This window comes from Gammaproteobacteria bacterium (genome assembly GCA_016716465.1).
GTDB lineage: Bacteria > Pseudomonadota > Gammaproteobacteria > SZUA-140 > SZUA-140 > JADJWH01.
This window is the reverse complement of record JADJWH010000001.1, coordinates 1,272,842-1,295,406: the sequence shown is the minus strand read 5'-3', so window position 1 is coordinate 1,295,406 and position 22,565 is coordinate 1,272,842. Positions and strand designations below refer to the sequence as shown.

The 22,565-nt window shown below is 65.4% G+C and carries 18 protein-coding genes and 2 tRNA genes; 15 read left to right on the top strand and 5 right to left on the bottom strand.

The annotated features are described in order from the left end of the window. Window positions 1–14 precede the first annotated feature (14 nt). The 3 genes from dxs to xseB form a co-directional block, all read right to left on the bottom strand. Window positions 15–1,922, bottom strand: coding sequence for a 1-deoxy-D-xylulose-5-phosphate synthase (gene dxs / locus IPM20_06215; protein MBK9131218.1), 1,908 nt, complete (start codon window positions 1,920–1,922; stop codon window positions 15–17). 82 nt (window positions 1,923–2,004) lie between these two features. Continuing rightward, the gene (locus IPM20_06210; protein MBK9131217.1) at window positions 2,005–2,877 is read right to left on the bottom strand and encodes a polyprenyl synthetase family protein; all 873 of its coding nucleotides are present in this window, start codon (window positions 2,875–2,877) and stop codon (window positions 2,005–2,007) included. A gap of 25 nt (window positions 2,878–2,902) precedes the next feature. Beyond that, complete coding sequence (gene xseB / locus IPM20_06205) at window positions 2,903–3,259, bottom strand: exodeoxyribonuclease VII small subunit (protein MBK9131216.1); 357 nt, start codon at window positions 3,257–3,259, stop codon at window positions 2,903–2,905. Between the two features lie 112 nt (window positions 3,260–3,371). On the opposite strand from xseB, the gene parE reads away from it, so the two are divergent. The 3 genes from parE to htpX all read left to right on the top strand — a co-directional run bounded on the left by parE (window position 3,372) and on the right by htpX (window position 8,675). Then, on the top strand, window positions 3,372–5,267 hold the full coding sequence (gene parE / locus IPM20_06200) for a DNA topoisomerase IV subunit B (protein ID MBK9131215.1): 1,896 nt from the start codon (window positions 3,372–3,374) through the stop codon (window positions 5,265–5,267). Between the two features lie 162 nt (window positions 5,268–5,429). Further along, on the top strand, window positions 5,430–7,679 hold the full coding sequence (parC, locus tag IPM20_06195; protein MBK9131214.1) for a DNA topoisomerase IV subunit A: 2,250 nt from the start codon (window positions 5,430–5,432) through the stop codon (window positions 7,677–7,679). Window positions 7,680–7,769: 90 nt separating this feature from the next. Beyond that, on the top strand, window positions 7,770–8,675 hold the full coding sequence (gene htpX / locus IPM20_06190; GenBank protein MBK9131213.1) for a protease HtpX: 906 nt from the start codon (window positions 7,770–7,772) through the stop codon (window positions 8,673–8,675). 867 nt (window positions 8,676–9,542) lie between these two features. Here htpX and epmB read toward each other — a convergent pair. Next, complete coding sequence (gene epmB / locus IPM20_06185; protein MBK9131212.1) at window positions 9,543–10,547, bottom strand: EF-P beta-lysylation protein EpmB; 1,005 nt, start codon at window positions 10,545–10,547, stop codon at window positions 9,543–9,545. Window positions 10,548–10,776: 229 nt separating this feature from the next. On the opposite strand from epmB, the gene efp reads away from it, so the two are divergent. Both efp and genX read left to right on the top strand, forming a co-directional pair. Next, window positions 10,777–11,346, top strand: coding sequence for an elongation factor P (efp, locus tag IPM20_06180; GenBank protein ID MBK9131211.1), 570 nt, complete (start codon window positions 10,777–10,779; stop codon window positions 11,344–11,346). Window positions 11,347–11,455: 109 nt separating this feature from the next. Beyond that, window positions 11,456–12,451: an EF-P lysine aminoacylase GenX gene (genX, locus tag IPM20_06175; protein ID MBK9131210.1), complete on the top strand. Its 996-nt coding sequence runs from the start codon at window positions 11,456–11,458 to the stop codon at window positions 12,449–12,451. A 151-nt stretch (window positions 12,452–12,602) separates the two neighbouring features. On the opposite strand, the gene psd is transcribed toward genX, so the two are convergent. After that, entirely contained in the window at window positions 12,603–13,421 is an 819-nt protein-coding gene (psd, locus tag IPM20_06170; protein ID MBK9131209.1) for a phosphatidylserine decarboxylase, read from the bottom strand. A 167-nt stretch (window positions 13,422–13,588) separates the two neighbouring features. Here psd and IPM20_06165 point away from each other — a divergent pair, with 167 nt between their 5' ends. From IPM20_06165 to IPM20_06120, 10 genes are all read left to right on the top strand, one after another. Further along, window positions 13,589–14,092, top strand: a complete 504-nt coding sequence (locus tag IPM20_06165) for a nicotinamide-nucleotide amidohydrolase family protein (protein MBK9131208.1) — start codon at window positions 13,589–13,591, stop codon at window positions 14,090–14,092. Then, on the top strand, window positions 14,064–14,642 hold the full coding sequence (gene thpR, locus IPM20_06160) for an RNA 2',3'-cyclic phosphodiesterase (GenBank protein ID MBK9131207.1): 579 nt from the start codon (window positions 14,064–14,066) through the stop codon (window positions 14,640–14,642). The genes IPM20_06165 and thpR overlap by 29 nt, the downstream gene beginning before the upstream one ends. Before the next feature lie 143 nt (window positions 14,643–14,785). After that, window positions 14,786–15,832, top strand: coding sequence for a recombinase RecA (gene recA / locus IPM20_06155; GenBank protein MBK9131206.1), 1,047 nt, complete (start codon window positions 14,786–14,788; stop codon window positions 15,830–15,832). 47 nt (window positions 15,833–15,879) lie between these two features. Next, a complete protein-coding gene (locus tag IPM20_06150) occupies window positions 15,880–16,302 on the top strand; it encodes a regulatory protein RecX (protein ID MBK9131205.1) in 423 nt (140 codons plus the stop codon). Between the two features lie 43 nt (window positions 16,303–16,345). Then, entirely contained in the window at window positions 16,346–18,955 is a 2,610-nt protein-coding gene (alaS, locus tag IPM20_06145) for an alanine--tRNA ligase (GenBank protein MBK9131204.1), read from the top strand. Window positions 18,956–19,026: 71 nt separating this feature from the next. Next, complete coding sequence (locus IPM20_06140) at window positions 19,027–20,244, top strand: aspartate kinase (protein MBK9131203.1); 1,218 nt, start codon at window positions 19,027–19,029, stop codon at window positions 20,242–20,244. A 179-nt stretch (window positions 20,245–20,423) separates the two neighbouring features. Further along, entirely contained in the window at window positions 20,424–20,618 is a 195-nt protein-coding gene (csrA, locus tag IPM20_06135) for a carbon storage regulator CsrA (protein ID MBK9131202.1), read from the top strand. 246 nt (window positions 20,619–20,864) lie between these two features. After that, window positions 20,865–20,957: transfer RNA gene (locus IPM20_06130), tRNA-Ser, on the top strand. A gap of 149 nt (window positions 20,958–21,106) precedes the next feature. Continuing rightward, window positions 21,107–21,183 (top strand) — tRNA-Arg (locus tag IPM20_06125). A gap of 1,024 nt (window positions 21,184–22,207) precedes the next feature. Continuing rightward, on the top strand, window positions 22,208–22,555 hold the full coding sequence (locus tag IPM20_06120) for a hypothetical protein (GenBank protein MBK9131201.1): 348 nt from the start codon (window positions 22,208–22,210) through the stop codon (window positions 22,553–22,555). The last annotated feature ends 10 nt before the right edge of the window (window positions 22,556–22,565 follow it).

The following is a 22,565-nucleotide window of genomic DNA, read 5'->3' as shown; positions in this document are numbered from 1 at the left end:
AATACTTGACTAATTTAGTAGGAATTTACGCCAAGCGGCAGGATTTGGCAAGGATGGCTTGCCAGCCAGGCATTCACGGTACGCAGGATGCCCGGCGTGTCCAGCTCGCATTCGGCGAGGAGCTCGGCCCGGCCGCCGTGTTCCACATACAGGTCGGGCAGCCCGAGGTTGATCACCGGCAATACGATGCCCTGCGCGGCGAGAAACTCGCTCACGGCGCTGCCGGCGCCCCCCTGCACGGCGTTTTCCTCCACCGTCACGAGCAGGTCATGGGTGGTGGCCTGGTGCAGCACCATGTTCTCGTCCAGCGGTTTGACGAAGCGCATATTGACGACGCTGGCGTCGAGTGTCTCGCCGGCCTCGAGGGCGGATTGCACCATGCTGCCGAAGGCGAGCAGGGATACGCGGCGGCCTTTGCGCCGCAGCTCGGCGCGGCCGAGCGGCAGGGCGGCGGCCGGCTTGCGCACGGCGCGTCCCGGACCGGTACCGCGCGGATAGCGCACCGCGCAGGGACCGTCATGGTGATAGCCCGCGGTCAGCATCTGGTAGCACTCGTCCTCGTCGGCCGGCGCCATGACGACCATGTTCGGTATGCAGCGCAGAAAGCTCAGGTCGAAGCTGCCGGCGTGGGTCGGGCCGTCCGGGCCGACCAGCCCGGCGCGATCGATCGCGAACAGCACCGGCAGGTTCTGCAGCGCGACGTCGTGGATGAGCTGGTCGTAGGCGCGCTGCAGGAAGGTCGAATAGATGGCGACGACGGGTTTCAGGCCGCCGCAGGCCAGTCCGCCGGCCAGCGTCACGCTGTGCTGCTCGGCGATGCCGACATCGATGAACTGGGCCGGGAAGCGCCGGGCGAACTCGTTCATGCCCGAACCGTCACTCATGGCCGGGGTGATGGCAACCAGCCCCGCGTCGGCCGCGGCCGTATCGCACAGCCATTCGCCGAAGATCTGCGAGTAGGTCGGGCGGCCGCCGCCGGCGCCGAGCATGCGGCCGTCCTCCGGGTTGAAGGCATTGACCCCGTGGAAGGCGCAGGGGTTCTCCTCCGCCGGATGGTAGCCCTTGCCCTTGCGCGTCACCACGTGAAGGAACTGCGGTCCCTTCAGCGAGTAGAGGTTTTTCAGTGTCGCGACCAGGGTGTCGATGTCGTGTCCGTCGATCGGGCCGATGTAGTTGAAGCCAAGTTCCTCGAACAGCGTGCCCGGGACCACCATACCCTTGACGTGCTCCTCGGCGCGCCGCGCCAGCTCCCAGACCGGGGGCGGCAGCGCGCTGAGCACCTTCTTGCTGCCTTCGCGCATGGTGGAATAGAGGCGCCCGGAGAGCAGCCTGGCGAGGTAATTCGAGATGCCGCCGACGTTGCGTGAAATCGACATCTCGTTGTCATTCAGGATCACCAGCAGGTCGGCCTCGGTGTTGCCGGCATGGCTGAGTGCCTCGAAGGCCATGCCCGCGGTCATGGCGCCGTCGCCGATCACCGCCACCGTCTTGCGCTCCTCGCCGCGGCGCTGCGCCGCGATCGCCATGCCGAGCGCCGCGCTGATCGAGGTGCTGGAGTGGCCCGCCCCGAAGCTGTCGTAGGGGCTTTCGCTGCGCTTCAGGAATCCGGACAGACCGTCCTTCTTGCGCAGGGTCGCCATCGCCCGGCGACGGCCGGTCAGTATCTTGTGCCCATAGGACTGGTGACCGACATCCCAGACCAGCGAGTCGTACGGCGTGTTGAAGACGTAATGCAGGGCGACGGTCAGTTCCACCGTGCCTAGGCTGGAGGACAGATGGCCGCCGGTATGGGAGACGGACTGGATGATGAACCCGCGCAGCTCGTCGCTGAGCTGGCGCAGCTGTTGCGGTCGCAGCTGGCGCAGCTCGGAGGGATCATTGATGCCTTCCAGCAGCGGGAAGCCAGGTTTCGTGTCCGTCATCCGTCCTTATACCCTTGATCTACGTATGGAATAATGCGTGCTTTGGCCGGGTGATGCAAGCGCCATGCGCCGCTCTCCGCCGCTAATGGATGCGCCGGATGATATAGGCCGAGATCTCGCGCAGCAGCTCCGCCTGCGCGCCCAGCGCCTCCAGATGTCCCACCGCCTCGCGATGCAGTTCCTCCGCCAGGCGTTTCGCCGCCTCCACGCCGAGCAGGGTGGCGTAGGTCGGCTTGTGGTTGTCGCGGTCGCTGCCCGAGGTCTTGCCCAGCGTCGTGGTGTCGCCCTCGGCGTCGAGCACGTCGTCGCGGATCTGGAAGGTGAGGCCGATGCAACGAGCGTACGCGCCCAGCGCGGCCACCGTCGCCGCCGGCAGATCGCCGGCGGCGAGCGCCCCCATCAGTACGCTGGCGCGGATCAGTGCCCCGGTCTTGCGCGCGTGCATGTCCTCCAGTTCGGCAAGGCCGAGCGCGCGGCCCACGGCGGCGAGGTCGATGGCCTGGCCACCCGCCATGCCGAGCGATCCGCCGGCCAGCGCGAGGGTGTCGATCATGCGCAGGCGTTGCGCCGCGGCGATGCCGGGTGCGGGGTCCGCCGCTAGGATGTGGAAGGCCAGCGCCTGCAGCGCGTCGCCGGTCAGGATGGCGGGGGCCTCGCCGAAGGCGACGTGGCAACTCGGCTTACCGCGCCGCAACGGATCGTTGTCCATCGCGGGCAGGTCGTCGTGTACCAGCGAGTAGGCATGGATCAGCTCCACGGCGCAGGCGGCGCCGTCCAGCCGCTCCGGCGCCACGCCGAAGGCCTGCCCGGTGGCGTACACCAGCAGCGGCCGCACGTATTTGCCGCCGGCGAGTGTCGCGTAGCGCATCGCGCGGTGGAGGTCGCGCGGCTCCGCCTCCGCGGGCGGCAGCCAGCGGTCGAGTGCGGCCTCGACCCGGGCGCGGGACAGCTCCATGAAACCGTCGAGCGCGACGGCGGGTTCAGTCTTCGGTTTCGTCGGTGAATGCACGGGTATCGGTTTTCCCATTTTCCTCGATCAGGATCTGCACCTTCTGTTCGGCCGTCTTCAGGGACTGCTGACAGGCCCGGGTCAGCGCGATCCCGCGTTCGAACTGGCGCAAGGATTCCTCCAGCGGGAGGTCACCCTGTTCGAGGCGCGCGACGATGGCCTCGAGTTCCTGCAGGGAGTGTTCGAAATCCGGCGTCTCGTCCTGTTTGCGTTCGGGTTTTTTCGCCACTCGATATACCTGCTCGTTCACGCGGTGAAGGCCGGGCCCGCTCCATCCAACGTCATGTGGAGCCGTGCGGTGCCGCGGGGATGGCACATTATATATCATTTTTTCTCCCTCATTCCGCGGCTGGAACGCGCGCGGGCCCGCTCGTGCCCGCCGCGGCGCTTCATGATAGACTGCGGGCGGTTTTTGCAGCCAGGACGAGCGAATACGAGCAATGAGCAGCAAGGTTTACGACGCCGCCGCCATCGAGGTCCTCACCGGCCTCGAACCGGTGCGCAAGCGCCCCGGCATGTATACCGACACCGCGCGCCCGAACCACCTGGCGCAGGAGGTCATCGACAACAGCGTCGACGAAGTCCTCGCGGGTCACGCCCGCCGCATCCAGGTCACCGCCTGGAAGGACGGTTCCCTCGAAGTGGAGGACGACGGGCGCGGCATGCCGGTGGACATCCATCCCGGCGAGAAGATTTCGGGCGTCGAGGTGATCCTGACCCGGCTGCACGCGGGCGGAAAGTTCTCACAGAAGAATTACCGTTTCTCGGGCGGTCTGCACGGGGTCGGCGTGTCCGTGGTCAACGCCCTGTCGAAGAAGCTCGAGGTCCACATCCGGCGCGACGGCCAGGAATACCACATGGCCTTTGCCGGCGGCGAAAAGGCCTCCGCCCTGAAGGTGGTCGGCAAGGTCGGCAGGCAGAACACCGGCACCCGCGTGCGCTTCTGGCCCGACCCGAAATATTTCGATTCCGACAAGTTCTCGTTGTCGCGCCTGAAGCAGTTGCTGCGCGCGAAGGCAGTGCTCGCGCCCGGCCTGCACGTCGGTTTCCACGACGAGGCCAGCGGCGAGCGCCTCGAGTGGGAATATCAGGACGGTCTGCGCGATTACCTGCTCAGCGCGCTGCAGGACAGCGTCCTGCTGCCCGAGGAGCCCTTCATCGGTTCCATGGCGGGTGAGAGCGAGGCCGCCGACTGGGCGGTGGCGTGGCAGCCGGAGGGCGGCGAGCCGGTGGCCGAGAGTTACGTGAACCTGGTGCCGACGGTGCAGGGGGGCACGCACGTCAACGGTCTGCGCACCGGTCTGGCCGACGCGATCCGTGAATTCTGCGAGTTCCGCAATCTGCTGCCGCGCGGTGTCAAGCTGACCGCCGACGATGTCTGGAGCGGCTGCAGCTACATCCTGTCGGTCAAGATGGAGAACCCGCAGTTCTCCGGCCAGGTGAAGGAGCGGCTGTCCTCGCGTGAGTGCGCCACCTTCGTCGCCGGCGTGGTGAAGGACAGCTTCGGCCTGTGGCTCAACCAGCACGTCGAGACCGGCGAGAAGATCGCCGCGCTCGCGATCACCAACGCCGAGGGACGCCTGCGCGCCGCGCGCAAGGTCGAGCGCAAGCAGGTCACGCGCGGCCCGGCGCTGCCGGGCAAGCTGGCCGACTGCAGCACGCAGGATCCGCGCCTGTCGGAACTGTTCCTGGTCGAGGGCGACTCCGCCGGCGGTTCGGCCAAGCAGGCGCGCGACCGCCAGTTCCAGGCGGTGATGCCGCTGCGCGGCAAGATCCTCAACACCTGGGAGGTCTCCGCCGCCGAGGTGCTGGGTTCGCAGGAGGTGCACGACATCGCGCTCGCGATCGGCGTCGATCCCGCCTCCAGCGACCTCGCCGGTCTGCGCTACGGCAAGATCGCGATCCTCGCCGACGCCGACTCGGACGGCGCGCACATCGCGACCCTGCTGTGCGCGCTGTTCCTGCGCCACTTCCGCCCGCTGGTGGCGGCGGGCCACGTCTACGTGGCGATGCCGCCGCTGTATCGCATCGACCTCGGCAAGGAGGTCTACTATGCCCTCGACGAGGCCGAAAAACAGGGCATCCTCGACCGCATCGCCGCCGAACACAAGAAGGGCAAGCCCAATGTGCAGCGTTTCAAGGGGCTGGGCGAGATGAATCCGCTGCAGCTGCGCGAGACCACCATGGCCCCGGAAACCCGCCGGCTGGTCCAGCTCACCATCGAGGAAGGCGACGACACCGTGGCCCTGATGGACATGCTGCTCGCCAAGCGCCGCGCCTCCGACCGCAAGAGCTGGCTGGAGGAGAAGGGGAACCTGGCGGAGCCCGTAATCTAAGAACCGGGGACAGATTTCAAATCTGTCCCCGAACATTTTTGATGGGGGAGATAGGCCTGCTGGCGGGGACAGATTCTAAATCAGTCCCCTAACAGCATCTGTCCCCATACTCCATACCGGGGACGGAATTCAATTCCGTCCCCTAGATGAAGTGAGGTACTCATGAGCGAAACCCTCGAAATCGATTACGAAGGCGTCGAACGCCGTCCGCTGCGGGCATTCACCGAGAAGGCGTATCTCGACTATTCGATGTACGTGATCCTCGATCGCGCGCTGCCGCACATCGGCGACGGGCTCAAGCCGGTGCAGCGGCGCATCGTCTACGCGATGTCGGAGCTGGGGCTGTCGGCGGCGGCGAAGTACAAGAAGTCGGCGCGCACCGTGGGCGACGTGATCGGCAAGTTCCATCCGCACGGCGACTCGGCCTGTTACGAGGCGATGGTGCACATGGCGCAGCCGTTCACCTACCGCTATCCGCTCATCGACGGGCAGGGCAACTGGGGCGCGCCGGACGATCCGAAGTCGTTCGCGGCGATGCGTTACACCGAGGCCCGGCTGTCGCGCTACGCCGAGATCCTGCTGGCCGAGCTCGGCCAGGGCACGGTGGATTGGCAGCCGAATTTCGACGGCACGCTGGATGAGCCGGTGGTGCTGCCGGCACGGCTGCCCCATGTGCTGCTGAACGGCGTCACCGGGATCGCGGTCGGCATGGCCACCGACATCCCGCCGCACAACCTGCGCGAGGTGGCCGCCGCCTGTATCCACCTGCTCGACGAGCCGAAGGCCACGGTCGCCGAGCTGTGCGAACACATCGCGGCCCCCGATTTTCCGACCGAGGCGGAGATCATCACGCCGCGTGCCGAGATCCTGCGCATGTATGAGACCGGCAACGGTGCGGTGCGCATGCGCGCGCGTTACGAGGTCGACAAGGAGGGCATCGTTATCCACGCCCTGCCGTACGGCGTCTCGGGCGCCAAGGTGCTGGAGCAGATCGCGCAGCAGATGGGCGCGAAGAAGCTGCCCATGGTCGAAGACCTGCGCGATGAGTCCGACCACGAGAATCCGACCCGGCTGGTGATCGTCCCGCGTTCCAACCGCATCGATTTCGAGGCGTTGATGTCGCACCTGTTCGCGACCACCGACCTCGAGCGCAGTTATCGCGTCAACATGAACGTGATCGGGCTGAACGGCCGGCCCCAGGTCAAGAATCTGCGGACGCTGCTGGAGGAGTGGCTGCAGTTTCGCGCCGACGTCGTCACGCGGCGGTTGACGCATCGCCTTGAGGCCGTCCAGCGCCGCCTGCACATCCTCGACGGCCTGCTCGCCGCCTATCTGAATCTCGACGAGGTCATCCGCATTATCCGCACCGAGGACCATCCGCGTCAGGTCCTGATGGAGCGTTACGCGCTGAGCGAAATACAGGCCGACGCGATCCTCGACATTCGCCTGCGCCAGTTGGCGAAACTGGTGGAGATCGAGATCCGCGCCGAGCAGAAGGCCCTGAACGGGGAACGCGAGGATCTCGAGAAGACGCTGGGCTCGAAGGCGCGCCTGAAGAAGCTGATTCGCGCCGAGCTGCAGGCGGACGCCGACAAGTACGGCGACGCGCGCCGCTCACCGCTGGTCGAACGCGCGGCCGCGCAGGCGATCGACGAGACCGCGCTGGTGCCGACCGAGCCGGTCACGATCGTACTGTCCGAGAAAGGCTGGGTGCGCGCCGCCAAGGGGCATGATATCGACCCGGTGAGCCTCGGCTACAAGGCGGGCGACGGCTTCAAGACCGCCGCGCTGGGACGCAGCAACCAGTCCGCCTATTTTGTCGATTCACATGGCCGGGCCTATACCCTGCCGGCGCACACGCTGCCGTCCGCACGCGGCCAGGGGGAGCCGCTGACCGGCCGCCTCAGCCCGCCCGATGGCGCGACCTTCGCCGGGGTCATGATCGGCGCCGACGAGAATTTCACTCTGCTCGCGAGCGACGCCGGTTACGGTTTCGTCGCCAAGCTCGGCGAGCTGTTCTCGCGCAACAAGGCGGGCAAGAGCGTGCTGTCGGTCCCGGCCGGCGCGCTGGTGCTGCCGCCGGCGGCCGTCGCGGATCCGCAGAACGACCTGGCCGTCGTCGCCAGTAACGAGGGGCACCTGCTCGTCTTCCCGGTCGGCGAACTGCCGCAGCTCGGGCGCGGCAAAGGCGTCAAGCTGATGGGGCTCGCCTCGGCCAAGGTCGCCTCGCGCGAGGAGTTCGTCTCCGCCCTGACGGTGGTGCCGGCGGGGGGCTCGCTCAAGGTCACCGCCGGGCAGCGCCATACCGTGCTGAAGCCGAAGGAGCTGGAGCACTACCGCGGCGAGCGCGGGCGGCGCGGGCTCAAGCTGCCGCAGGGATTCCGCAAGGTCGACCGCTTGGATCCGGTCTAGGGCGGCGGCGCCGGCGACTTGATTTTCGTCGGCGCGCCACCATGATTAGCGTCGTAACCACTTGGTTATATTTGAATTAACGAGGAAGGAATGAAGCGTATCCTGTTGTTTCTGGCCACAAACCTGGCCATCATGATCGTGCTCAGCATCTCGCTGCGCGTGCTCGGCGTCGAGAGCATCCTGGACCAGCAGGGTGTCGATCTGAACCTGAATTCGCTGCTGATCTTCGCCGCGGTATTCGGCATGGGCGGTTCGTTCCTGTCCCTGGCCATGTCCAAATGGACCGCCAAGCGTTTCACCGGCGCGCGCGTCATCGAGCGCCCGGCCAACGAGGCCGAGCAGTGGCTGGTGGCGACCGTGCAGCGCCAGGCGCGGCAGGCCGGCATCGGCATGCCCGAGGTGGCAATCTATGACTCCCCCGACGTTAACGCCTTCGCGACCGGCGCGAGCCGCAACAAGGCCCTGGTCGCCGTCAGCACCGGCCTGTTGCGCTCGATGAGCCGCGACGAGGCCGAGGCCGTGCTGGGCCATGAGGTCAGCCACGTCGCCAACGGCGACATGATCACGCTGGCGCTGATCCAGGGCGTGGTCAACACCTTCGTGATCTTCCTGTCGCGCGTGATCGGCCACCTGGTCGACCGCGTGGTGTTCAAGACCGAGCGCGGCCACGGCCCGGCCTTCTGGGTCACCGCGATCGTCGCCGAGCTGGTGCTGGGCGTACTCGCCTCCATCATCGTGATGTGGTTCAGCCGCCAGCGTGAATTCCGCGCCGACCAGGGCGGCGCCACGCTCGCCGGCCGCCAGAAGATGATCGCCGCGCTGGAGCGCCTGAAGCAGCGCATGCCGCAGCCGCTGCCCGATCAGCTCGCCGCCTTCGGCATCTCGGGCGGCATCGGCCACGGCCTCAAGCGCCTGTTCATGAGCCACCCGCCGCTGGAAGAGCGCATCGCCGCGCTGAAGTCGATGGAAGTGACGGGTGTGAGGAGCGAGGCGTAACGCCAAAAGAGGGGACGGATTTCAAATCCGTCCCCGATTGTGAGTCAGCAGAGGAAGTGAATGGAAGTGGGGACAGATCAGAAATCTGTCCCCATTTTGTTTTTTACCACTGCAAGAGGGGAAGAACTTTCTTTGTTGCTCCCCTCCTCCTCCCTCCCCCCCCCGGCGTTTTTCCCCTCCTCCGGCGCCCCCCCCTTTTTTTTTTTTTTCCCGTCGCGTTCTTTTCCCGGCCCCCCCTTCCGTTTCTCTCCGCCCCCCCCCCGCCCCCCCGTGGGTCGGTGGTGGGGCGTCTCCCCCCTCTCCCCGCCGCGGGGGGGGGGGGGGGGTTGGCGGTCCTTCTTTTTGGTCCCCCCCCCCCCGCCGTTTTTTTTGCCGGGGCGTTGCGCCCCGGCGCCTCGCGTCCCCCCCCCTTTCTGTTTTTCCCCTTCCCGCGGCCCTCCCCCCCCGGCCCGGCGGGGTTTGCCGCCGTTTGTGCGTGGCCTGGGGGTTTGTTGGGGGCCCCTCCCTGGTTTTTTGCGGGGTCCCGCCGCCGCGGGGCCCCCGGGGGCGGCGGGGCGCCCCCGGGCGGTCCTGCCCGCCCGCCGGCTGGGGGCTGGCCGGGGGTGCCGGGGGGGGCCGCCCCGGGCGCTCTGGCCGCTCCCCCTTCCTCCCTCCCGGGGGGGGCCCCGCCCCCCCCGCGGGGGGGCGCGGGCGGGGCGCGCGTCCCCCCGGCTGCGGGGGCTCCCCGGGCCCGGCCGGCCCCCCCCCCCCCCTTTTCTTTGTGGATCTCCTTCGGCGACGGGGATTCAACGGCGTTGTCCCGTATTCCGCTGCTCTGCATCCGGTCTACTGTAGGAGGGGACGGATTTCACAATCCGTCCCCGGGTTTTAAACCGGTCGCTTGAACGGCTCGCCGGCCACTTCCTCCACCAGCCGCGGCACCAGATAGCCCGGCAGGTTCTCGCGCAACTGCCGGTGCAGCGCGCGCGCGGTATCGATGTCCACCTCGAAATGCGCGGCGCCCTGCACGCGGTCGAGCAGGTGCAGATAGTAGGGCGTCACGCCGGCCTCGAATAAGGCTTCGCTCAGTTCCGCAAGTACGGCCGCATCGTCGTTGACGCCGTGCAGCAGCACGGACTGGTTGAACAGCGTGATGCCGGCGGCGGCGAGTCGGGCCAGCGCTGCGCCCACATCATCGTCGATCTCATTGAGATGGTTGGCGTGCACGACCATCACCGGCTTCAGCCGGCCGCGCGCGAGCAGCTCGAGCAGGCCGTCCTCGACACGGGAGGGGAGCACGATAGGCAGGCGGGTATGGAGGCGCAGCCGGCTCACATGCGGTATCGCCTCCAGCCTGTGCACCAGCCGCGCGAGGCGCGGCGTGGTCAGTGACAGCGGGTCGCCGCCACTCAGGATGACCTCGCGCAGCGAGCCGTCGCCGGCGATGACGCTCACCGCGTCCTGCCATTCATTGTCGGCGGCGTGTTCCTCGGTATAGGGGAAGTGCCGGCGGAAGCAGTAGCGGCAGTGGACGGCGCAGGCGCCGGTGGTGATCAGCAGGGCGCGGCCACGGTATTTGTGCAGCACGCCGGCGCCGCGCCGGGCCGCGTGGTCACCGACCGGGTCGGCGGAGAACCCCGGCGCGGGCTGACGTTCATCGGCAAGGGGAAGTACCTGGCGCAGCAGCGGGTCGGTCGGGTCGCCGCGCCGCATGCGCCGGGCATAGGCGCGCGGCACGCGCATCGGAAACGGGCTGTCGAAATCGACGCCACCGCCGATGCGTTCGGGCGCGATCTCGAGCGCGGCCAGCAGCTCCGCCGGGCGGCGATAACCGGCGGCCAGTTCCTGCTGCCAGCCGTCGGACTGCCATGAAAGGGGAGTTCGCGCTATCATAATGCCCTTATTAAAAGGCGCCTTTGGCCAAATCCGCCATTCCCGCACAGGCGCGGGCGATCCCCCCCCCCCCCCCCCCCCGGCCCCCCCCCCGCGGGGACTTCATGCGGAAGTCGCGGGGTTACGCACCGTTCGTGCGCCTGACATTGTAGGCGATTCCGCGGCGGCTGGGTAAGCGCCGGCCTGCGGGCGGATCATACGAATTCTATACAACCACTGGGAAACGACAATGGCAGTCTACGGCACCAACGAGTTCAAGAACGGCCTCAAGGTCATGATCGACAACGATCCCTGCAACATCGTCGACCTCGATTTCGTCAAGCCCGGCAAGGGCCAGGCCTTCACCCGCGTCAAGTACCGCAACCTCAAGACCGGTCGTGTCAACGAGCGCACCTACAAGTCGGGTGAGACGCTGGAGGGCGCCGACGTGATGGACACGGAGATGCAGTATCTCTACAACGACGGCGAGTTCTGGCACTTCATGGTGCCGGAAAACTTTGAGCAGTACATGGTGCCGCAGGCCGCGCTGGGCGACTCGGCGCAGTGGCTCAAGGGCCAGGAGACCTGCATCATCACGCTGTGGAACGACTCGCCGCTGGCGGTGACGCCACCCAACTTCGTCGAACTCGTCATCACCGAGACCGATCCCGGCGTGCGCGGCGACACCTCGGGCGGCGGCGGCAAGCCGGCGACGCTGGAGACCGGCGCGGTGGTGCGCGTGCCGCTGTTCGTCAATCAGGGCGAGACGATCAAGGTGGACACCCGCACCGGCGAGTATGTCTCCCGCGTGAAGACTTGATGTCGATATCGCCCAAGGGGACAGACTTCAAGTCTGTCCCCGATACTGCGGAGGACAAGGGGGCAGATTTAAAATATGTCCCCGAACCCAATGTCGGAAGGGGACGGATTTGAAATCTGTCTCCGACGCATCTGTCGACTGGTGGCCCAGCGCGCCGCTGGAGAATCTGAGGGTCCGCGCGGCGCTGCTGGCGCGGATACGCGAGTTCTTCGCGGCGCGCGGCGTGCTGGAGGTGGAGACGCCGACCCTGGCGGGCGTCGCCGTCACCGATCCCCATCTGAGCAGCCTGCAATCCCGCTATACCGGTCCGGGGTTTCCCGCCGGGCGCCCCTTGTACCTGCAGACTTCCCCCGAGTTCGCCATGAAGCGCCTGCTGGCCGCGGGCAGCGGCCCGATCTACCAGATGGGCAAGGCCTATCGCGACGGCGAGGCCGGGCGGCTGCATAATCCCGAGTTCACCCTGCTCGAGTGGTACCGGCCGGGTTTCGACCTGTCCGCGCTGATGGGCGAGGTCGAGGCGCTGGCGACGCAGGTGCTGGGTCTGACGGGGCGCTTCGAGCGGGTGAGCTACCGCGAACTGTTCCGGCGCCGCCTCGGGATCGATCCGTTCGAGGTTTCCGAGGACGCACTGCGCGATTGCGCGCGCCGGCACGGCCTGCCGCGCAGCGCGGAGCTGCCTCTCGCCGGGCCGGATGCCTGGCTCGATCTGCTGCTGACCCATTTCATCGAGCCCGGACTGGGCGCCGGGACGCCGTGTTTCGTCCACGACTATCCGCCCGGCCAGGCCGCGCTGGCGCGCATCCGCCCCGGTCCCTGTCCGGTCGCCGAGCGTTTCGAGCTGTATATCGACGGCATGGAGATCGCCAACGGGTATCACGAACTCGGCGATCCGGCGGAACAGCGCATCCGCTTCGCGCATGACCGGGAACGCCGCCGGCGCGCAGGGCTGCCGGACGTGACGCCGGATGAGCGCCTGCTCGCCGCGCTCGCGCACGGCTTGCCCGACTGCGCCGGCGTTGCCCTCGGCGTCGACCGCCTGCTCATGGCCGCGCTGGGCGCAAAATCGATCGGCGAGGTGGTGGCGTTTCCGCTGGATAAAGCTTAGGACTAAGAGCTGAGTATTGTAGGTTGGGCTGAGCTATGCGAAGCCCAACATCGCCATCCGGTAACGTTGGGCTTCATTGCATTCAGCCCAGCCTACAGGTGTATCCGGACGGACGGCCTGTGCCGCGTTTTCTATTCTTTAAACTTAGTCCTTAGTCCTCAGCACTTAGTCCTGTGTTTTTTATGGTTCCCATCAACTCCCCCATCCTCACCTTCGCGCCCGGGACGAGGGTGTCAGCCCAGCGTACCCGCTCCGGTCCAAACAGCACGATGACGGTCGAGCCCATATTGAAGCGGCCCATCTCTTCGCCGCGCTCGAGTTCGATGTTCACCGGACGGCCCGAGGACGGGCGCTGCCAATACCCGCGCGGTCGCTCGCGGGAGACCGCGCCGGTCCAGACGGTTTCGATGCCGGCGACGAAAAACGCCCCCACCAGGATCATCGCCATCGGACCCGCCCCGGTTTCGAATACGGTGATGAGACGTTCATTGCGCGCGAACAGGCTGCGGACGTGGCGGGTGGAATAATCGTTCACGCTGAACAGGCGTCCGGGGATGTAGCGCATGTCCGCGAGGACGCCCGCGAACGGCATATGAACGCGATGGTAGTCACGCGGGGACAGATAGACGGTGGCGAAGCTCCCGCCCAGAAACCGGTCCGCCAGTTCTCCATCGCCCCCGAGCAGGGATTCCAGTGTGTACTCGATGCCCTTGGCCTGCAGCAGACGCCCCCGCTCGATCCTGCCCGCCTGGCTGACCGCGCCGTCGGCGGGGCAGGCGATCTCGCCGGCGCCGGAGACAACCGTCCGCGCGCCCGGGGCGAGGGCACGGGTGAAAAAGGCGTTGAAATCCGGGTAGGCGGTCGGGTCCGGTTGCAGGGCCTCGGTCATGTCGACCCGGTAGCGGGCGATGAAGCGCCGGATCAGGGTATTTTTAATCGGGATAACGCGCACGCGCGCCAGACGGTACATCAGCCGGGCACAGGCATGATGCGGCAGCAGGTAGATCAGCAGTGTCGCAATGAATCCAAGAAACGTATGTAACAATTCCGGGCCTTGAGGGTTGTGTCGTGGGGCCGACAGGCACGCTACTATACCGGATAACGCCGGGATAAAAAGCCCGGCACGGAGGGCGCACGATGGATGTGGAAATCGAACGTCTGGCCCAGCGCGTCGGCGTCGCGCTGGGCGGCCATGGATACATGCTCGCCACGGCGGAATCGTGTACCGGAGGCGGTATCGCCGCTGCGGTGACCTCCGTGCCGGGCAGTTCCGGCTGGTTCGAGCGCGGCTTCGTCACCTACAGCAACGCCGCCAAGCACGACCTGCTCGGCGTGCGCGAGGCCACGCTGGCCGCGCACGGCGCGGTGAGCGAGGCCACGGTGCGCGAGATGGCGGCGGGCGCGCTCAGACACAGCGCCGCCCAGGTGGCCGTCGCGGTCAGCGGTATCGCCGGGCCGGATGGCGGCAGCGCGGAAAAGCCGATTGGTACGGTCTGTCTGGCCTGGGACGGCGCGGGTCTGCTGGCGCGCAGTGAGACCCGGCATTTCCCTGGCGACCGTGCCGCCGTGCGGCGCCAGGCGGTGGCGGCGGCGCTCGCGGGGGTGATCGAGATTGTCGGACAGCGGCGCGGGAAACTCTGACGGCGGCGCCCCGCGGGCAGGCCTGCGCCGGCTGTTTCTCGCCCTGTGGCCCGAGGCGGACGTGCGCGACCGTCTGCGCGAGCGGCTGAAGGCGGGTCTGCGACTCCGCGACGGGCGTCCCGAGCCGGTTGCCAACCTGCACGTCACGCTGGTCTTCATCGGCGATGTCGAGACCGCGCGCGCCGCCGCCATCGAGCGCGCCGTGGCCGGTGTTCCGGGTGATGCCTTCACGCTCTCCCTGGAACGGGTGGGCTATTGGCCGCGTCCCCGCATCCTGTGGCTGGGACCGCGCGAGACCCCGCCGGCCTTGTACGCCCTGGTCGGACGTCTGCGCGCGGCGGTGATGGCGGCTGGAGGTCCGGAGGAAACAAGGCCTTATCTCCCACATATCACGTTGGCCCGGAAGGTCACGCGACCACCGCGGGTGGACAGGATCGAGCCCCTGTCCTGGGAGGTCACGCGCTACTCGCTGCTGGAGTCGGTTCCCGCCGCGAACCGCCGTGCCTACCTGGAGCGGGGCTGCTGGCCGTTGCGGCGGGAGAGCCCCTGATCCGGTGAGCGCGAGACGCGCGCCGCGCCGGGTCGCGGGGTGTTCGCGCGCGGGCATTCTATGGGATAATCCCGGCGCCAGGTTTCACGCAAGGACGATCGCGCAAGGGATTGCCGATTCACTCGGAACAGCAGGGGGAGACAATGGAAGAAAACAAGCGTAAGGCATTGGGCGCGGCCTTGAGCCAGATCGAGCGTCAGTTCGGCAAGGGTTCGGTGATGCGCATGGGTGACGCGGGGGTGGAGCGCGATATCGGCGTCATATCCACCGGTTCGCTCGGACTCGATCTCGCGCTCGGGATCGGCGGCCTGCCGCGCGGCCGCATCGTCGAGATCTACGGCCCCGAATCCTCGGGCAAGACCACGCTGACCCTGCAGGTGATCGCCGAGGCCCAGAAGGCGGGCGGCACCGCGGCCTTCGTCGATGCCGAACACGCGCTGGATCCCTCCTATGCCGCCAAGATCGGCGTGAACGTCGATGACCTGCTGGTTTCGCAGCCGGACACCGGCGAGCAGGCGCTCGAGATCACCGACATGCTGGTGCGCTCCGGCGCCGTCGACGTGATCGTCATCGACTCGGTGGCGGCGCTGACGCCGAAGGCCGAGATCGAGGGCGAGATGGGCGACTCCCACATGGGCCTGCAGGCGCGCCTGATGTCGCAGGCGCTGCGCAAGCTGACCGCCAACATCAAGCGCTCGAACACCATGGTGATCTTCATCAACCAGATCCGCATGAAGATCGGCGTCATGTTCGGCAACCCCGAGACCACGACCGGCGGCAACGCGCTCAAGTTCTACGCCTCCGTGCGCCTCGACATCCGTCGCACCGGCGCGATCAAGAAGGGCGATGAGGTCATCGGCAGCGAGACCCGCGTCAAGGTGGTGAAGAACAAGGTGGCGCCGCCGTTCAAGCAGGCCGAGTTCGACATCCTCTACGGCGAGGGCGTGTCGCGCGAGGGCGAGATCATCAACCTCGGCGTGCAGGCGGGCGTGATCGAGAAATCCGGTGCCTGGTACAGCTACTCCGGTGAGCGCATCGGCCAGGGCAAGGACAACGCGCGCGATTATCTCAAGCAGAATTCCGCGATCGCGCACGAGATCGAGGGCAAGATCCGCGGCCAGCTGCTGACCCTCCCGGCCAAGGCCGGGGCGGCCGCCAGCGAGGCCGAGGCCGCCGAGGCCGAGGTCTGACAGCGAAGCGCCCACGCGAACCGGGGACGGAGATCCGCCGCCGCGCCATGGATCTGCTGGCGCGGCGCGAGCACTCGACCGGCGAGCTGCGCACCAAGCTGCGCGCCAGGGGGTTCGAGGACGAAGAAGCGGTCGATCTCCAGCTCGGGCGTCTGCTCGACGAAGGCCTGTTGAGCGACGAGCGCTTCGTCGAGGCCTTCGTGCACGGGCGCCGGCTGCGCGGCCAGGGGCCGCTGCGTATCAGCGCCGAACTGCGCGAGCGCGCGGTGCCGGCGGCCTTGATCGCGGCCTACGTCGATCAGCGGGAGTGGACATGGGTCGGGGTCGCGCGTGACGCGAGGCGCAAGCGCTTCGGTGACGAGGCCCCGGCGGGTGTGGCGGAACGCGCCCGGCAGGCGCGTTTTTTGCGTTATCGCGGGTTTACCGAGGACCAGATCAGGGCCGCGTTCAGCAGCGGCGATGATCTTTAATCGAGTAAAGGACAGCAACGTTTCGCAATGGTAGTTCCTCAGCATGACGAGCAGCGCAGAACTTCGCAGCAAATTCCTTGAGTTTTTCCGGCGCAACGGCCACGAGGTGGTGGCGGGCAGCCCGCTGATCCCGGCCAACGATCCGACGCTGTTGTTCACCAACGCCGGCATGGTCCAGTTCAAGGATGTGTTCCTCGGCAACGAGCAGCGGCCCTACAGGCGCGCCGCGACCTCGCAGCGCTGCGTGCGCGCGGGCGGCAAACACAATGACCTCGAGAACGTCGGTTACACCGCGCGCCATCACACCTTCTTCGAGATGCTCGGCAACTTCAGCTTCGGCGACTACTTCAAGCGCGATGCGATCCGTTACGGATGGGAGTTCCTCACGCGCGAGCTGGGCATCCCGGCGGACAAGCTCTGGGTCACCGTCTACCAGGATGACGACGAGGCCGCTGACATCTGGCTGAAGGAGATCGGCGTCGCGCCGGAGCGTCTCACGCGCATCGCCGGCGATGACAACTTCTGGTCGATGGGTGACACCGGACCCTGCGGACCCTGCACGGAGATCTTCTACGACCATGGCCCGTCGGTCGCCGGCGGTCCGCCCGGCGCGCCGGACGCGGACGGCGACCGCTACATCGAGATCTGGAACCTGGTCTTCATGCAGTACAACCGCGACGCGAAGGGCGTCATGACGCCGTTGCCCAAGCCCTCGGTGGACACCGGCATGGGGCTGGAGCGCCTCGCCGCCGTAATGCAGGGTGTGCACAGCAATTACGAGATCGACCTGTTCCGCAACCTGATTCGCGCCGCCGCCGCCCTGTGCGGGTCGAAGGACCTCGAGCAGGCTTCCCTGCGTGTGATCGCCGACCATATCCGTTCCACCGCCTTCCTCATCGTCGACGGTGTGACGCCGTCCAACGAGGGGCGCGGCTACGTGTTGCGCCGCATCATCCGTCGCGCGATCCGCCACGGTTACGAGCTCGGCCTGCGTGAACCTTTCTTCCACAAGCTGGTCGGTCCGCTGTGCGACGAGATGGGCGCGGCCTATCCGGAGCTTCCCAGGGCGCGCGCGCAGGTGGAGCGCGTGCTGCGCCAGGAGGAAGAACGCTTCGCCGAAACCCTCGACCAGGGCATGAAGATCCTGCAGGAGAGCATCGCCGCCCTGCCGAAGGGGGATAAACGGCTCCCAGGCGCTGTCGTGTTCAAGCTGTATGACACCTATGGCTTCCCGGTGGACCTCACCGCCGATTACGCGCTGAAGTACAACATCAGTCTCGACATGGAAGGCTACGAGCGCGAGATGGCGGCGCAGCGTGAACGCGCCCGCGCCGCCGGCCACTTCCAGGTCGATTACGGCGACCAGGCCGTGGTCGCGTGCGAGAGCGAATTTACCGGCTACGACCACCTGCGCGGCGCCGGCCGGATCGCGGGGTTGCTGCGCGGCAAGCAGAGCGTGGATGCGCTGCAGGCGGGCGAGGAGGGCGCGGTGGTTCTCGAGGCCACGCCGTTCTACGCCGAGTCGGGCGGACAGGTCGGCGACCGCGGCGAGATCGCCGTCGGCGCGGCCATGTTCGCGGTCTCGGATACCCAGAAGCTGCCGGGCGGGGCCTACGCGCACATCGGCAAGGTCATCAAGGGCAGATTCCGGGTCGGCGATACCGCGGAGGCACGGGTGGATGAGGCCGCGCGCCAGGCCACCGCGCTTAACCATTCAGCCACGCATCTGCTGCACGCGGCCCTGCGCAAGGTGCTGGGCGAGCATGTAGCCCAGAAAGGCTCGCTCGTCGAGCCCGAGCGGCTGCGGTTCGATTTCTCCCATTTCGAGGCGCTGTCTCCGGCCCAGATCGAGGAGATCGAAACCCTGGTCAATACGCAGATCCGCGCCAATGCGCCGGTCGAGACCGCGGTGATGGCCTTCGACGAGGCGCGCGCCTCGGGCGCCATGGCGCTGTTCGGCGAGAAGTACGGCGACCACGTGCGCGTACTCACCATCGGGAATTTTTCCAAGGAGCTGTGCGGCGGCACCCATGCGCGCCGCGCGGGCGACATCGGCCTCATGAAGATCGTGTCGGAGAGCGGTGTCGCCGCCGGCGTACGTCGCATCGAGGCCCTGACCGGGGCGGGCGCCCTGGCGCGGGTGGCGGAAAACGAGCGCCAGCTCGATCAGCTCGCCGGGCTGGTGAAAGGCGGGCGCGGCGAGATCACGCTGCGGGTGGAGCAGGTGCTCGAGCGCAATCGTCAGCTTGAGCGTGAACTCGAGCGACTGAAGGGTGTGATGGCGAGCAATGCGGGAGACGATCTGGCCGCCCAGGCGCAGGAAGTGAACGGTTGCAGGGTGCTGGCGGCGCGGCTGGACGACGCCGACCCGAAATCCCTGCGCGATACGGTTGACCAGCTCAAGAACAAGCTTGGCTCCGCCGTGGTCGTGCTCGCGACGGTGAAGGATGACAAGGTGAGCCTGGTCGCGGGCGTGACCCAGGACCAGATCGCCAGGGTAAAGGCCTCCGAGCTTGCCAACCATGTCGCCCAGCAGATCGACGGCAAGGGCGGCGGGCGGCCCGATATGGCCCAGGCCGGGGGCAGCAACCCCGCCATGCTGGCGAATGCCCTGGCGTCCGTGCCGGCCTGGGTGAAGGAGCGTCTCGCCTGAGGCCCGGGTCCGTTCCCGCGGTCGTGCTAAAATAAACGTCTGTTTTTATCACTCTCCTCGGAACTGCAAACATGGCTTTGATCGTACAAAAGTACGGCGGCACCTCGGTTGCCGATCCGAAGCGCATCGAAAACGTCGCGAACAAGGTCATTGCGATGCGCAACCAGGGACATCAGGTGGTGGTGGTCGTCTCCGCCATGAGCGGCGAGACCAACCGCCTGCTGGCGCTGGCGAAGGAGATGTCGCCGCGGCCGAATCCCCGTGAACTGGACGTGGTGCTCGCCACCGGCGAACAGGTCACCATCGGGCTGCTCGCCATCGCGCTCGAGGCGAAGGGCTGTCCCGCGCAGTCCTATACCGGCGCCCAGGTCCATATCCTTACCGACAGCGCGTTCAACAAGGCCCGCATCCTCGAAATCGACGCCGAGCGTCTTCGCCGCGATCTCGCTGACGGCCGCGTGATCGTCGTGGCCGGTTTCCAGGGCGTGGACGAGCAGGGCAATATCACCACGCTCGGGCGCGGGGGGTCGGACACGACCGGTGTCGCGCTGGCCGCGGCGCTCGATGCCGACGAGTGCCAGATCTATACCGACGTCGACGGCGTCTACACCACCGATCCGCGCGTCGTGCCGCAGGCGCGCCGATTGGACTCCATTACCTACGAGGAAATGCTGGAAATGGCGAGCCTGGGGGCGAAGGTCCTGCAGATCCGCTCGGTGGAGTTCGCCAGTAAATACAACGTACCGTTGCGCGTGCTGTCCTCCTTCGAGGACGGTCCGGGCACTTTGATCAAAGCTGAGGACGAAAACATGGAACAGGCCCTGATCTCAGGCATCGCATTCAACCGCGACGAGGCGAAGTTGACCGTGCTCGGCGTCCCCGATCAGCCCGGTGTTGCGAGTCGCATACTCGGACCGGTTGCGGACGCCAACATCGAAGTGGACATGATCGTGCAGAACGTCGCCGAGGATTCCACCACCGATTTCACCTTCACGGTGCATCGCAACGATTATGAGAAGGTGCTGGAAATACTGAAGGCGCTGGCCAAGGGATTGGGCGCGCGCGAAGTGGTGGGTGACAAGAAGATCGTCAAGGTGTCGCTGGTCGGCGTGGGCATGCGCTCCCATGCCGGCATCGCCAGCAGGATGTTCCGCTCCCTGGCTGACGAGGGGATCAATATCCGCATGATCTCGACTTCGGAGATCAAGATCTCCGTGGTCATCGACGAAAAATATCTCGAGCTCGGGGTGCGGGCGCTGCATTCGGCCTTCGGTCTGGATGCGGCATAAGCTGCGGCTGGGCTTGAAGATTCCGCCGGATGCCCAGTCGGCCTAAAACAATATAAAAATCATGTGGATGACATTATTGTTAAGTTTCCGGAGGAAAACGCCGATGCATAAGAAGAACAAACGGGTACGGGAAATCAGGAACGTGACCACAGAGGGTTATTACTGTAAGGAGACAAAAGATGTTGATATTGACTCGCCGTGTGGGCGAAACGCTGGTGATCGGTGATGATGTGACAGTAACGGTGCTGAGCGTACGGGGCAATCAGGTGCGCATCGGTGTGAATGCCCCGAAGGACGTGACGGTCCATCGCGAAGAGATCTATCAGCGGATCCAACAGGAAAAGGACATCCCCCAAGGAAAGGCCCAGGGTTGATATAGCGGCGAAACCCTGTCCCGGGCGCGGTATTACTTCTTTACGCCCCCATCTTCAATCGCTATCCTTGCCGTCTCTCAGGCCGCCCCAGCGGGTCGGCCGGCTTCTTTGGTTTGACCGCAGCAACAATTTTTCGCCCTGTGGGTCGCGAGATTCCACGGGGTAGTGTATCATCGCTTTTTTTAATTGGCGGTGAATCAGCCGCTTGGAGGAGGGCTGGCAAGACGGCCTGGGAAGGATGATTCCGGAGAGATGGCCGAGTGGCCGAAGGCGCTCCCCTGCTAAGGGAGTATGGGGTCAAAAGCTCCATCGAGGGTTCGAATCCCTCTCTCTCCGCCATATTAATTACGAGTTTTGGCCCCACCCCAGCGATATCTCGCAAGCTGGTCTGAAATAAAACCGCTCCGGACCCTTAACTCACGGCGTCGATATTGTTAAAATACGCCGCCTCGCCGTGACGGCGAAGTACATTTCGGTTTACCTAATACGCGCCCGTAGCTCAGTTGGATAGAGTACCTGGCTACGAACCAGGCGGTCGGGAGTTCGAATCTCTCCGGGCGCGCCATTCCCACCCCGCGGGGGCCCACCTTGGCTGAAAACAGTAGAGCACCCGGTCAAGAGCCGAGGCTTTCTGTGCTTTGATGGTGGTTATCCATATTATGGTTAATCAGCTCATTCCCTGCCGGGTCAATTAAAATCCCCAAGAAAAATTGCGCAGCATTCTGGCTTCCCAGGATAATGTTGGCTCGATGCGATTTTCAATAAAATACTGAAGGCCTTTCATGGAGCGTATTTTGCTAATGCAACGGTCGCTCGGACATCGGAAATGCTCTCCCACTTTTCACTCTGAAGATGTAACAGGCTGTCTTCGTAATCACGCAGCAAGTCGCACGGAAAAATTGAGAAATACGGTTGTTGGCCGCCCATGCAAACGGATTGAATCAGGGTTCATCCTCAAGGGCGATTTCGATCAATGACAATAACATGTCGGTATTGTCCAGGTGCTGCACTAAAATATGATTGTGCCTTAAAGCCCGCATGCTATCGAAAGCAAAAGTCGTCGGACCTTATCTTTGTCTATTTCCACTGGTAATGGCAGTCTCATCGATGGTCAGCTTATCGCCGTCAGGCGAGGCGGGATGAATGACCGCTGGAATGCGGTCATTATGTGGTATTCATTCTTCCTTAAACCGGACGCTCCGGGCCATCCAGGAAGAGGTCCCCGGCAACGAGGGGAGTGGGGCCAAGGGCATAATTCTCCAGTTATACTCTCCCAATAGAATCAATAGACGGGGAGAAGTCAATCATGCTGGCCATCGAATCCTCTTGATTTCCACGCTGTCGAGCTGGGTGTGGGGGGCCGCCCATGCTGATTTTGCTGGTTGGCACAGGTCTTGATGTAATCATATTCCCCAAAGGCATGCAGTTCCATGCCTTGCCACATCGATGAAACCGATTTTCACGAAGTCCAGGTCATGCTTGGCGACATCAGCCAATTTCCGCGCGCATTGATGACTGCTTTGGCGGCAAACCGTCGGGATTGGCAACATCGGTTGGCGTAGCCACCGCGATTACTCTGGGGGCCGGACGTGGGTATTCTGGATCTGGATGACCGGCTTGATCGGAGAATGGACCAAGATGCCGAAGCGGTTCTCGCCGTTAAGTACCGCGGGCATGGCGAACATGAGTTTATGCGGGGGCGGTCAGGCTCATTTTACCGGGCCGGGGGTTGCAACCTGCCAGCGTTGGGTTGGTTCTTCGCCTGTTTACCACTCGTTGCGATGTCAAATTCGACGATTGATGTCCTATCAGAACTACTCAAACAATCTGATGATCGATTTAAACGATTATCCGCCGACGTTTCTACCCGGGAAAATAATTTAAATTCGGAGTGGCTGTTTTTCTTTTGGCCGCCGCTATTTGACGAAATATTTTGATTTTCCGAGT